The sequence below is a fragment of the Treponema sp. OMZ 805 genome (assembly GCF_050937395.1).
In the GTDB taxonomy this organism is placed as follows: domain Bacteria; phylum Spirochaetota; class Spirochaetia; order Treponematales; family Treponemataceae; genus Treponema.
The window spans coordinates 1-12926 of the sequence record NZ_JACCLP010000010.1; the positions used below are offsets into that span (position 1 = coordinate 1).

Below are 12926 nucleotides of genomic sequence, written 5' to 3' on the forward strand. Positions count from 1 at the left end.
TACGCACTTACGCACTTACGCACTTACGCACTTACGCACTTACGCACTTACGCACTTACGCACTGCTCTGCCTCGTTTTATGTGCCCCTCTTTATGCGCAAGAAGTACCGCTCTGGGTTTTAAGCAAAGACGTATACTTTCCATCTGACACCTATCTTAGCGCGCTCGGCGTAGGAGATACCAATCAAGCATCGCGCGAAGATGCAATCTCACAACTCACTCTCTATTTTGATTCAACAATAACCGTAAACAACACAACAAACGCTTCCATAAAAGAAACACGCGATTCCGTAGACAAAACGCGGAGGCTTTCATCCGAAATTTCCGTTTTTTCGGAAGCTGAATTGCCGCCGCTTTCATTCACGGAATCGTTCTTCCATGCAAAGAACGGGAAATGGTATACGTGCGCTTCTATCAATAAAAAAGAAGCTGCAAAAATGTATGCGGCGGAACTGCAAACCGGCATTAAAAATGTTCAACTTACGCTCAAAAATCTCCAAACATCATCTTCCTTTACGAAATTTGTCGATCTTTCAAAAACGCTCAAAGAGCTGAATGCGTTGCAAAAGACGGCGGAAAAATTAACCGTTTTGGATTTTGCAAACGGTGAAAGACTGCACTCTTCAATTATTACGCTGAAAAATGACTGTATAACACAAAGACAAGCGTTAAAGGAACGGATGAAATTTTCCATTCGGATTGAAAATGATTGTGATGATGCCGTTACAATCGCTTTGCAGGAAATCCTTGAAAACGAAGGTTTTATCTACGACCCTGACGGCGCATTGTGCCTGAGCGGAAGTATTAAAACCGCTATAACCGAGAACGATGCCGGTGTTTTTGTAACGCCCCGTTTGTCGCTTAAAATTATCGATACAAAAAACGGCGGAAAATCGCTCGCGTCTTATGCAAAAGCATATAAAAGATGGGGGCACATCAATGTGGAAGGCGCGAAGAAAAAAGCCTTTGTTGAAGTTGAAAAAGATCTGCGTGCACACTTTATGGAAATTTTTCGGTAATTGTAATTGCAATGAAGGGTAAGAATTTTCAAAGAGGCATCCGCAGTTTTTTTATATTTAATTTACTTATTATATGGAGGAAAAAATGAGTAAAAATTTTATCAAAACGGTTTTGGTGTTATCGGCAGGTTTAATGCTGATAGCAGGATGTGCTTCTACAGGTGCGGCAACGACACAAAATGTGCTGCCTCAGGCTTCCGGTAATGCCCGCAATCTCAAATTTGAGATTATCGATTGGCAAGGCGCTTCTTTCGGAGCGGAAATCCCCGAATGGGCGCAAATTGTTCTAACGGATAAGGAACAGCTTGACCGCATCGCAGCAGCGCCCACGTATAAAGATTTAGCGGTACGGACGGCTTCGGCGCAGGGTAGGGATATTGACCTGTTAAAACGGTGGGTCCAAAACGACATTGCCGCAGCGGTTACCCGTGAAATTGCGCAAACAATTACAGTTAAATCCGGCCAAGGAATGAGCGGAAATAAGGACAGCGATAAAGACGCGCAAAAATTACTGCAGGATGTGATGGGTGTTTTTTCGTCCGTTACTTTAAACGGGCTGGAAAAAAGCCGCGAATTTTGGGTTGGACGGCGCGACAAAGGGACTGGGAAGGAAAGCTATGAATATGTTGCCGTGTATGTTATCAATAAAGAAGATTTACAACTGCAAATAGACCGCGCACTGGGTAAGGTCGCCGCAAAAACCGAAAAAGAGAAGGCGATGTTAACCGATATTAAAGCTGCAATACAAAACTCTGTTGATAAAGTTCAGCATATCGATTTCGGCGAACAATAAAAAAGGAAACGGGAAGTATACTATGAAAAAATTAATTATTTTTATCAGTCTGCTTTTGTGTGCCGGTTTTGCCTTTGCCGCAGATGTGCAGACTGCATTAAAAGAAACAGCGGAACAGTTTTCCGCTTCGCTTAAACCGAAAAGCGTTGTTGCGATTATCGGTATCCATTCAGAAAGCCCGGTATTAAGCGACTTTATGCTTGATGAACTGACACTGCGGTTAGTGCAGCTTAAAAAGCTCACCATTGCCGACCGTGCAAACTTGGAAGCGATAAAGAAAGAGATGAGTTTTCAGCTTTCGGGAGAAGTCGGCGACGAATCCATTCAGCAGTTAGGCGCCAAGATCGGTGCGGAAACGGTTATACAAGGTACGCTAAAACAACTGGGTAAAAGCGCTCGGTATACGTTGACCATCCGCGCATTAGATGTTACGACAGCCGCCGTTACCGATATGTACCGCGCAGCCGTAGAATTGAATGAGATTGAAGCATCGATGCTGGGAGTAAAAGCAGTAAACAAAACAAACGCGCCATACAGCGTAGGAAGTGTCGGGTTTCAAAACCTTTTATTCGGGCTCGGTTCATATAGAACCGGCCATCCCGGCGACGGCGCGGCATTGACTGTCGGACACATTGTCGGCTGGGGATGTCTCTTTGCGGGTATTGGTCTATGGACCGCCGGAGATTCAGCAATGGCAAGCTTGCGCAGAGAGAGCGAGCAGGCTGACCAGCAGGCTGATCGAAACCGCCCTCCTTCTGGTTGGTCTTATTTGGATGGAACTAGTTACGAGGATTATAAAAATAAGCAAGAGCAGTGGCAAGAAGCGAGAGATAGGCGAAAAAACGACGAAGCTACCAGACAAGCCTCTATAAATCGTCAAATTTCGACAGGTGTAATACTTTTGTCGGTAGGTGTCATCGTAGAAGTTGGTTCCTTTATTTACGGTTTTGTAGCGCCGGCTGTGCATCTTAAACGTGCCCGTGCGAATGCGCTTGCTGCTAACGACACCGGCGTCAAGTTTAATATTGCCTATACTTCGTCGGGGGACATAGCGCCGCAGCTTTCGTATAAGATCAGGTATTAGACCTGCTCCGATAACTGTGATGCCGAACAGGTTGGTGGATTGATAAATATCGTTTTTGCCGATAAGATAATGGCAAGGCAGACGTATCAGTTTTTGAAAATATACAGTACATCTCTGCACTGCGTCATTAAAAGTGTACATGAAGGTATACTTTTAATGACCAGTTTCGCATAAGTGCGAACCGCTGCTGTTGGTTAGTACTGTCGGCATTCTATAGGGCATCTCTAAAAACTCGGTTAGATTTTTCGAGTTGCCCGACATCCCGCTTACTTCCTAAACGCTTTCACTTTTTCCGCGAAGTCCCGCAGCGCGGCAGAGACGCGCACGGTAACAGCTGCCGTGTCACAACCGCTCAAGAGCTCGATACCTTCATCGATATTGCTTACCGCCCATATCCTAAACCGCTTTTCGGCGATAGCGTTGATGACGCGCTCCGGCAAAAAGAGATTGTTTTTATTGCCCTGAGGAATCATCACCCCTTGCGTGCCGGTAGACCTGAGAATCGCGCAGGTGTCAAAAAAGCCGGTTATCTTTTCCGAAATACCGCCTACCGGCTGCACCATACCGAGTTGATTCAAACTGCCGGTTACCGCGATATCCTGCCTGAGCGGGATGCCCCCGATTGCGGAAAGCAGCGTGAAAAGCTCGGCGCAGGAAGCGGAGTCCCCATCGATCATACCGTAGGATTGTTCAAAGCAGATTGCAGCGGAAATCGACAGCGGAAAATCCGGCGCGTATTTTTGTCGGAGAATCGAGCTGATGATGAGGTGCGCCTTATCGTAAATTTCGCCGGAAAGCCCTGCCTCCCGCTCGATGTTGATAATACCGGCAGTACCCGGCGAGGCTTGTGCGGTAACGCTGACCGGTATGCCGAAGGTATGGAAGCCGCGCTCCTCTACGGCAAGCCCGTTGATTTTTCCCACTGCGGCGCCGGAGGTATCGATTAAAATTTCTTTGAGCTGCACCATCTCGGCGAATTTTTCTTCGGGTAAGGCCGCAAGGTAATGCCGCCGCTCGATTGTTTTGGTAATGATCTCATCGGTGATAAGCTCGCACGATTGCTGCTTCGCCGTATAATTCGCCTCCGCAACAAAATCCGCAATCTTCGTAAACTGAGCGGAAATCAAATGCCGGCTCTCCGAAAGTTCAACCGCATAGGCAAGCAACTTCGCATACCCCGAATCGCTGAACGGCAGCGAATGGCGGTCTTTTACAAAGGTTTCGATGAGCGCCAAGACGGCGGCCAAGTTTTCATCCGTCAGCGGCATCACCGAATCGAATTCTGCGCACACCTTGAACAGCTTATAAAAGTCGGGATCCTCTTGATAGAGAATCTCATAGGAATATTCGCCGCCGATGATGATAACCTTCAGCTGTGCAGGAACCGGTTCGGGCTTTAAAAGAGAAGGCGTATGCGTACCGGCGGGCGGCGCTTGCACGGCAATACGTCCCGACTGCAGCACCCGCTTTAAATACACCCACGAATCCTCTTCTTCCAAAAGATCTTTCAGCCGCAGCACCAAAAAACCGCCTAAGGCACGGTGTACCGCTCCGCCGCGCAACCGTAAATGACCGTTCAGCAGCCCGTCTTCTTCATCACCGTGTCCTTCGATCGTCCCGAAAAGATTGGAAAAATTCGGCTGGTTTTCGTCGATAACGTAGGATTTATCCTCCGTATTTTCGCAAATCAAATTGATTGCATACCGCCCGAAAAAAGACTTCTTGCGCCGTGGAGACTTAAACGGCGCTGCATACATCACGGCACGGGCAATCAAATCCGCCTCGGTCTTTTTTAAAAAAGACGCAATCTTTTCATTGTGTTTTTTCTGCGTATCGGTTTCGGCAGGATAGCCGTTCAACAGCGCACGAGGCTTTTCAAGTTCCTCCGCGATAATCGGTTTGAGTAAATCGATGTAGAGCTGCTTGAGTTTTTCTTCCGCCTCCGTTCGGTTTTTCCGCAACAGGGCAAAAAGATCGGCCAGCTCATCGAGCGAGCGGTAATAGGTTTCACGCAAATCGTTGAGCGCTTGTTCGGAAAACTTTTTCCGCGCAACCTGCAGCTGCAACTCGCTAAACGAAATCTCCTTTCCTTTGATGAGCGGAATCAAATCGACGGATTGATTGGAATCGTCTTTCAGCTGCAAGAGTTTAAATCCCCGCGATAGCATCGTCACTTCAAAATTTGCAAGCAGGGAATTTTCGCCGCTGTCCACCGCCGACATAATCTTCTTTTGAGCAGACAAAAAGTTCTCCGATTTTTCAATCTGCAGCGCCCGTTTATAGAGCGCTTCAATCGCATTTTTGAGGCTGTGCTGAAACTTCTTGCCCTCCCCCGCCGGAAAAAACAGCGCGACAGGCTCCGACGGATGACGATAGTTATACGCATACGCAATATCTTGCAAGGCGGCGGTATTTGGTTTATAGTCCTTGAGCAGCGAAGTGAGAACCGTCCGGCGGCCTGTTCCCGGCGCCCCCATAATAAAAATGTTGTAGCCGTCGTCCCGAATACTTAAACCGAGTTCTAATGCGGACACCGCGCGGAGCTGCCCGACGATCGGCTTATGCGGCGCCTTCGTTTTTAATGCGGCGATTTTCGATTCCGGTATACTGAATTGAATTTCCGAAAGCGGAAGCTCCCGTGCCGAAGCCTGCTGCGAGATGTTTGACGTTGATGATGTATTCAATAGCTTCAATCTCCTCAATAATTACTACTAGATATTAAAGAACCTCTAAAAACCGATTACGCTGTTAGAGATTCTCGATATTTCAAAAGGAAAAAATATGACCGATCTGTTACTAAGCGAGCTTGTAGTTCTACTCCTTTTACTGCCGGTAGTGCTGCGCCCGTTTTCAAAAAGCTTAAAAAAAGGCCGTGCGATTCCTATTCTACCTTTTCTAAGCCTCTTTGTCTGTATCTGTATTATCATCGGACAGGGAATTGTCCTCTATCTTTTTATTTTAGTCCTCTTTGTACTGATTGTCTGCCTTTCGGAAATAATACGGCTGATTGCGTTTTTTCAAGGGATGCTGAACGATTTTTACAGCATCGCATCGATAATGCTGCGCATTGTGTTATTGTGCCTTTTTTGCGGAGTAGCGTATTGCGCATTCAGATATGCGCCGGAAGCAAGTATCAGAACCGAGTATCCGCTGACCGTCCGTTCGATCGAATTAACCGATAAAACAAACGCCGGTACCGATAAAGATACTGCCGAGCAAACCGCCGATTCAGCTTCACCTGATTCTTCCTCTCCGAGTAATCTATCCGCTTCGCGGAATCCTATCGAGGGATTATTGATTGAGCGGCAGGGCGGCGCCGATAAAAGAGCGCTGGTGATTATTGCCGAAGCCTTCCCCTACACCGAACGGCCGGAAACGCTTGCCTCTCTTTTGGCGGATCAAGGCTATACCGTTGCGGAAATCACGAGACTTAAACCGCGCGGCATTATTCCACGCATCGAACTGTACCGCAAGCTGCTGCAGCTCGCCGGGAAAAAAGAACACCGGTATTTGACAAAAGAAGATGACCCGCAGACGGCAGCATTCTTTGCCGACTTTCTCAAACAAACGGTTGCCCGCTACGGACGCAATAAGCGGATATTTTTATATGCGGAGAGCATTTATACCGATTTAGCCGCGCACTTTTGTACGGAAAATCCGGGAGTGTTTACCGGTGTGTTTTTCAACCTTTCCGAAGAAGAGCCCCTGCCGCCCGCCCCCGACGGATGGATACAAACCATGCGGGAACACAATCCGGAACTGCTGCCTGAGGACAATGTATCCGGCACTGCTGACCAACCGACTTCGACCGAAGCGGCATCGCAGCCTCTTACCGCCCCCACACAGCCGGAGCTGCCGCTGCCGTTCTATTGTTACATCCGCCCCTACTCCGAACTGGCAGGATTCGGACAACTGCGCGCAGAGGATGCCCTCGCAGCGGAACTCTTAGGCAGCGGCCGCAGCATCGGCAGGCAGGACAAAGCCGCAGCAGCCGCGGCATTTAACCGGTATGCACTACTGTTTTGAACTGCTGACCCCGGAGACTATCTATGACGCGGCTGCATTCGTGCGGCAGCACGAATACCGCTGCATCGATCTTGCAGAGCAGCTGCGGCTTTGCTTGTACCCCGACTATGCTCCGCGGTATAAAAAGGCGGCGGCTGTCTATGCCTGCCCGCAACGGCAAACTTGTCCGCAACCGCAAAAAATCTGCTGCGGGGTCTTACTGTTCAGCACGTATGGGCTTCTGTTCCACTGTATCGATACGGACATTCCGGAAGAAACGGTCTTAGCTTTCGGTCGGTTCTTTTTAGACGAGAACGTGTTCTATAGCGAACACCAGTGGGAACTCCATGCCGTTGCCGGCATCCGCGAACATACAATTCTCTTTGAGCGGATTATTGCAGCAACCGTATCTGCGCAACATACACCAGTTCGGCTTGACGCCGCCGTAGATTATTACCTGATGCGGTGCGCCAAACCTTGTACGGATACATTCTTTCAAACAGCACAGGCCACGCTGAATGCCGCGCTGTCGATTGAACGCGCAACGGAGAATGATCTTACAGAACTCTTCCCGCTCCAGCTTGATTATGAAAATACCGAAGTTGCCTACGAAGGCCGCCCGATAAACCCCGCCGTCTGTAAACTGTCGCTGCATACTCGCCTTGCAACCGAATACATCTACAAGGTGTCGGCAGACGGGCACATTGTCGCAAAGGCCGGAACCAACGCACAAGGCTTTCACTGGTTCCAAATCGGCGGCGTCTACACCCTGCCCTCATACCGGAACAAGGGATTAGCCGCAGCAGCCGTTGCGCATCTCATCAATACCCACAGCGCAAAAGCGCACGGCTTCGCACTCTTCGTAAAAACCGCCAACACAGCCGCCCTCCGCGTATACGAAAAGCTCGGCTTTGAGCAGTGCGGGCTGTTCAGAATGAGTTATTGGAAAGCGGGGGCGAAGTTATAGAAGGGGAATGAGGGAAAGACTTGCAATTTTTGCTGAAAGATAGAAAGCACATGTAATGCAAAATCTTTACAAATAAGCTCTATTGCTATACAATACACTAAAAAGGAGGAGTATGTAGTTATGGCACAAATTAGTTTGAGAATTGATGATGATGTAAAAAGGAGTGCAGAGCAAGTATGTGCAGATATTGGTATGTCTCTATCTACGGCAATCAATATTTATCTGAAAAAACTTGGAAGAGAAAGACGTATACCTTTTGAAGTGAAAGCGGATCCGTTTTATTCTCCTGAAAACAGCGCAATTCTTGATAAGAGAATCGCAGATATACGAATAGGAAAGAATATTTCCGAACATGAACTTATCGAGGTGTGATAGTGCATAAAATTGCTCAATGCGGTTCTCATTACGGCGATAAGTAAATGATTTTCTGATGGACGCAGTGAATAAATGGCTGCTATAAAATCCGATACTGTTTTGCAATAGGTAAGAATGAATAATAAACCTGTCCGGAAACTCGCCTTTCTGAACAGGTTACCTTGAAATGCGATGTTCTAAATCGTGCTATTTGTACGATTTAGAACTCGTCGACCTATTCGAAAACGAAAGTTTCAGAATAGGTCTATTATAGTGTTGAAATCGGGCAATTATTCATTCTTGCCCAACGTATGACATTATTTAACCGTGCTTGGTACCCTTTTCCATCTTTCCGTAACCATTCAAGATTATCATTATCAATCTTTGTATGAATTGCTGTTTTGGGAACTTTTAACGCTTGTATGTAATAAAAGCCGCCGTTGTTGTCAGGCATACTCGGTGGAATATCGGAGAAGTTTATCTCACTGTCAGGCATTTTATCTAGCCGTTCAAGCGTTGCCCTTTCCTCTGCGGTCAGCGGCGGAAAATCAATAACCTTGTATTCTCTTTGCGTTTTCTTCATAAAGCTTTACCTCCGTTTTCACTGCTTTTCGTGCAGAAATAAGCCTTGTAAGTCCATCCCTGTCAGTTGCTATCACGGTTACGATATAGTGTCCATCTATCTTGCCTATATATTTTTCCCGATCCTCATCGTCTGAATGTTTATAATCATAATCTTGGTAAAGTAACGGATCATTGAATATACGGCTTGCAAGTTCAAAACTAAGCCCGCTATGGGTTCTTATATTTGCTTCATTCTTTGCCGTATCCCACACAAAAGCATTAAGATAGACAAAATCCTTATTCCGTCCCATATATTTAATATACATTATTCATATACATAAATCAAGTGCAAAAAAAATAGAACATTATATTGTCAAGGACTCTTTTTAAACTTCTTGCCTCATGCCGTATCCTCAGTTTATAGAATCGACTATAATCGAAAAATAACAGCTATCAACATATTTTATCGACTATAATCGAAATTCATATTGATTCTATTAAGTATTTCGATTATAATCGAAATAATAGGAGGGGGCTTTATGAGTCAGATTATCAGACCGAAATACCTACAACAGATTGCGCAATTTGTAGACAAGCCGGTTATTAAAGTATTAACCGGTATGAGAAGAGTCGGAAAATCAACGCTTTTAATGATGATAAAGGACGAAATTCTCAAAAACATACCCGTTGAAAACAAGCTCTATCTTAATTTTGAGTCGGCGGAGTTTTTTGATGTAACAACAGCCGGCGCTTTACATGCCTATTTACAACCGCGCATACAACACATAAAAACGAAATGCTATTTTTTCTTTGACGAAATACAAATGGTGGCAGGATGGGAAAAGGTTATCAACAGCCTCAGCGTGGATACGGACTGCGATATTTATATAACCGGCTCAAATTCGACGCTTATTTCGGGAGACCTTGCAACTCTGCTTTCGGGGCGATATACGGCGTTTGAAATTTATCCGTTTACCTTCGACGAGTTTACTCAAATATGTAAAGATAAACAGCTTTCAAATGAAGCGCTCTTCGATACATATATACGGATTGGCGGAATGCCTTTTTTGCACTATTTTAATTTTGAGGAAGCTCCCTGTTTTAAATATTTAAGCGATGTGTATAACACTGTATTGGTCAAAGATGTATTGCAGTACAATAACATTCGGGATGTCGATATTTTTAACCGTATCTTATCATATGTGCTCGAAAATATCGGTCATACTTTTTCGGCAAACAGTATTAAAAATTATTTTAAAAATGAGAAAAGGACTGTTTCGCTCGATACCATTTTAAATTATTTGGAATATTGCCAGAATGCATTTATCATAAAAAAAGTCCCCCGCTATGATATGGCAGGTAAAAAGATACTGAAAGTAGACGAAAAATATTATGCAACCGATCACGGATTCCGGCAAGCGCAGGGATTTCCCAATACAAAAGATATTGAAAGAACATTGGAAAACATTGTGTTTATCGAACTTGTCTCAAGAGGATATGAAGTAAAAATCGGAAAACTGAAAGAGAGAGAAATCGATTTTATCGCACAAAAAAATAATCAGCTCTCTTATTATCAAATCGCCTATATGTTAAGCGATGAACAAACACGCGAGCGGGAATTCGGTGCATATAAATCGATTGAAGATAATTTTCCCAAATATGTGTTGTCGTTGGATCGTTTTGATTTCAGCAGGGATGGCATCACTCATAAAAATATTATTGATTTTTTATTAGGGTAGAGGTTTGATAAGGCAAATACCTACTTGCCATTTGCAGCTGATAGCTAATAACCAGTTTACAATACAAAATCGAAGAAATATACGCATTACAGGTTAAAAAGATAACACGTGCTAATGACGGCGTATACTGGGGATTATCAATAATAGCAAAACCGGTATAAAAGGCCGTTGCATACAGTATAAAGAAAAACGGCAGAACAACGAAAAAATTCTTCCGAAAGATAGCTTTACTTTCAGCGATAATATGCTTCATCTTCATACTTTCTTTTTTATAAACCAAAATAGTGGGTACAAACACCAAGCGGCTGAACCAGTATAAAAGCAGAATAAATATCAAACCGGTTTCTATCCAATCCATAACGGAAGAGAGAGCAGATGCTTCCGAATGTGCCGAATGAAAAGTAAGCATAACCACAGCAACCGGTATCGTGATAACAATCAACTGAATAAAATAAATAACATAGAGGTGTAGAATTACGGCAAAAATAGAATTGAAAACGACATTCCCTATCTGTTGCTTTATATATGCCCGCTGAAAATAGACAATAACGGCTGTTTGCAAAACTGCTACGGCAAGAATTAAAAGCGTGATAAAAGAGTTTATCGCCTCGTTTGAACCGGTAAACATGGGCATGATATTTGAAACGACCGATAAACCTATATAGGCAAGCGTATAGTTAATAAACGGTTTTCCCAAAAGCTTCATATCGGATACGATCGATCGAATAAGATTGATGAATTCTTTCATACCGGTTTCCCTTTTTGATGAATAATGACTGCACCAATCATAGCCGATATCCGATATTTTTACAACGAAGAAACGAAAAACCTATTTTTTAAGAAAGACCTAAGAAACACATCGCGTATCGTTGACCTTTGATAAGGGGTATTCTATAATTACGGTATGAAAAGCACTATTACGATTGAAATTTGCGCAGGTTCGCTCGATGATGCGATTGCAGCCGAAAAAGTCGGCGCTGCAAGAATTGAATTAAATTCTTCCTTGTTTTTGGGAGGTCTGACTCCTTCACTCGGAACTCTTCTCCTTGTTAAAAAAGAGACAAATCTCAAAGTGATGACGATGGTTCGCCCCCGCGCCGCAGGATTTTTGTACACCGCATCCGAATTTAAGACGATGAAAGAAGATGCAAAACTGTTTATCGACAACGGAGCTGACGGTATCGTATTCGGATTTTTAAAAAAGAACGGAACGATAGATGAAAAGCGATGCGAAGCGCTCATCAAAATTGCAGGCGATAAAGAAAAGGTATTCCACCGCGCAATCGATGTCGTGCCCGATCCCCTGAAAACGCTTGACATTCTGATTGATCTCGGCTTTACCCGTGTACTTACCAGCGGACAGGAACCGACCGCCTACGAAGGCATGGAGCTGATCTCCGCGATGGTTAAGCACGCAAAAGGCCGCATAGAAATTCTGCCCGGCGGCGGCATTACAAAGAAAAACGCGGCGAAGCTCGTAAAAGGCACCGGTGTCAATCAGATTCACTTTGCAGCGTTAAAAGCCGTAGCCGAGCCTTCGACGGCAAAGAACCCCGCTATCTACTACGGCGGCGCCCTCTACCCGCCCGAAGACCGGTTTGAAACAGCCGACCTCGGCGCAATGTCCGAAATTATCGGCACCGTAAAATAAGCGCTTGGAGTATTAAACTCTCCTCACGAATAAAGGAACAGAAGGGGAAGGAACGGACAAAGGATGAAATCGAGTTCAACGGGGAGATTCCACGGCAAAGAATTGCCATCGAGCATACCAGCCGTTATTTGAAGAGATTCAGGATACTTGGTTCCAGATACCGAAACAAACGAAGAAAATTCGCTCTCCGTATTACGCTGATCTACGGCATTTATAACTTGCGACACTGGTTTTCCAACATGTCTAATGTAAGGGAACTCCAGCCCTCTGCAAAACTCCCATTACTAAGTATATACCTGAATATCCAAACGGACAAGGAAGAATTCTTGGGCATCTCTAAAAACTCGGTTAGATTTTTAGAGATGCCCGACGAGTTTTAATTTAAGTCTTTATATTGTAATGACTTAAATTAAAACATCGCAAATTACATCTAATAGTCAGTGAAATGCGGCTTAGAATAACACTTACATCAGATTCAGCAGCAAGTCCCTCTTCCGCAAATTCTCCTAAACTTGTCTTTATCCGTTCGAGCGCCCGATTAAGGCTTGCTTCATTTCTTCCGATCAAGACAACCGTATAACCGGCTTTTGCAAATAATTCCGCAATACCGTGACCTATAATACCGTTTCCGATAACGGCAATGGTTTTTCCATCCATTTGATTAAGCATTTCTATATTCCTCCTCATTCTTATACTACAGGGCATCTGAAAAAACTCGGTTAGCTTTGCTTCGCATCCTTCGGAATAGAA

Annotated in this window: 14 protein-coding genes; 9 read left to right on the forward strand and 5 right to left on the reverse strand. The window is 44.8% G+C overall.

Annotation, left to right across the window (positions count from 1 at the left end; all coding sequences use genetic code 11):
• From HGH47_RS08555 to HGH47_RS08565, 3 genes are all read left to right on the forward strand, one after another.
• Positions 1-1019 (forward strand): hypothetical protein (locus HGH47_RS08555; protein WP_432911743.1); only part of this gene is annotated, 1019 nt, incomplete at its 5' end.
• Positions 1020-1104: 85 nt separating this feature from the next.
• Positions 1105-1812: a hypothetical protein gene (locus HGH47_RS08560; protein ID WP_432911746.1), complete on the forward strand. Its 708-nt coding sequence runs from the start codon at positions 1105-1107 to the stop codon at positions 1810-1812.
• Positions 1813-1834: 22 nt separating this feature from the next.
• Positions 1835-2896, forward strand: a complete 1062-nt coding sequence (locus tag HGH47_RS08565; RefSeq protein ID WP_212564908.1) for a hypothetical protein — start codon at positions 1835-1837, stop codon at positions 2894-2896.
• A gap of 266 nt (positions 2897-3162) precedes the next feature.
• Here the strand turns inward: HGH47_RS08565 and HGH47_RS08570 are convergent, their stop codons facing one another.
• The gene (locus HGH47_RS08570) at positions 3163-5580 is read right to left on the reverse strand and encodes a Lon protease family protein (RefSeq protein ID WP_432911749.1); all 2418 of its coding nucleotides are present in this window, start codon (positions 5578-5580) and stop codon (positions 3163-3165) included.
• Positions 5581-5677: 97 nt separating this feature from the next.
• Between HGH47_RS08570 and HGH47_RS08575 the strand changes: the two genes are divergently transcribed.
• From HGH47_RS08575 to HGH47_RS08585, 3 genes are all read left to right on the forward strand, one after another.
• Entirely contained in the window at positions 5678-6922 is a 1245-nt protein-coding gene (locus tag HGH47_RS08575; protein WP_212564909.1) for a hypothetical protein, read from the forward strand.
• A complete protein-coding gene (locus HGH47_RS08580) occupies positions 6906-7868 on the forward strand; it encodes a GNAT family N-acetyltransferase (protein ID WP_212564910.1) in 963 nt (320 codons plus the stop codon). Before HGH47_RS08575 ends, HGH47_RS08580 begins: the two co-directional genes overlap by 17 nt.
• Before the next feature lie 120 nt (positions 7869-7988).
• A complete protein-coding gene (locus HGH47_RS08585) occupies positions 7989-8240 on the forward strand; it encodes a type II toxin-antitoxin system RelB/DinJ family antitoxin (RefSeq protein WP_212564911.1) in 252 nt (83 codons plus the stop codon).
• A 250-nt stretch (positions 8241-8490) separates the two neighbouring features.
• On the opposite strand, the gene HGH47_RS08590 is transcribed toward HGH47_RS08585, so the two are convergent.
• Both HGH47_RS08590 and HGH47_RS08595 read right to left on the reverse strand, forming a co-directional pair.
• Positions 8491-8805, reverse strand: a complete 315-nt coding sequence (locus tag HGH47_RS08590) for a BrnA antitoxin family protein (protein WP_212564912.1) — start codon at positions 8803-8805, stop codon at positions 8491-8493.
• On the reverse strand, positions 8771-9112 hold the full coding sequence (locus HGH47_RS08595) for a BrnT family toxin (protein WP_253674972.1): 342 nt from the start codon (positions 9110-9112) through the stop codon (positions 8771-8773). Before HGH47_RS08595 ends, HGH47_RS08590 begins: the two co-directional genes overlap by 35 nt.
• 213 nt (positions 9113-9325) lie before the next feature.
• On the opposite strand from HGH47_RS08595, the gene HGH47_RS08600 reads away from it, so the two are divergent.
• A complete protein-coding gene (locus HGH47_RS08600; protein ID WP_432911756.1) occupies positions 9326-10525 on the forward strand; it encodes an ATP-binding protein in 1200 nt (399 codons plus the stop codon).
• Here the strand turns inward: HGH47_RS08600 and HGH47_RS08605 are convergent.
• Positions 10503-11273 carry a hypothetical protein gene (locus HGH47_RS08605; RefSeq protein ID WP_432911759.1) on the reverse strand — a complete coding sequence of 257 codons (771 nt, stop codon included), beginning with the start codon at positions 11271-11273 and terminating at the stop codon, positions 10503-10505. The genes HGH47_RS08600 and HGH47_RS08605 overlap by 23 nt on opposite strands.
• A 156-nt stretch (positions 11274-11429) precedes the next feature.
• Between HGH47_RS08605 and HGH47_RS08610 the strand changes: the two genes are divergently transcribed.
• Together HGH47_RS08610 and HGH47_RS08615 are read left to right on the forward strand one after the other, a co-directional pair.
• On the forward strand, positions 11430-12176 hold the full coding sequence (locus HGH47_RS08610) for a copper homeostasis protein CutC (protein WP_432911762.1): 747 nt from the start codon (positions 11430-11432) through the stop codon (positions 12174-12176).
• A gap of 11 nt (positions 12177-12187) precedes the next feature.
• Positions 12188-12556, forward strand: a complete 369-nt coding sequence (locus HGH47_RS08615; RefSeq protein WP_432911900.1) for a transposase family protein — start codon at positions 12188-12190, stop codon at positions 12554-12556.
• Position 12557: 1 nt separating this feature from the next.
• On the opposite strand, the gene HGH47_RS08620 is transcribed toward HGH47_RS08615, so the two are convergent.
• On the reverse strand, positions 12558-12845 hold the full coding sequence (locus HGH47_RS08620; RefSeq protein ID WP_212564916.1) for a 3-hydroxyacyl-CoA dehydrogenase NAD-binding domain-containing protein: 288 nt from the start codon (positions 12843-12845) through the stop codon (positions 12558-12560).
• Positions 12846-12926: the final 81 nt, after the last annotated feature.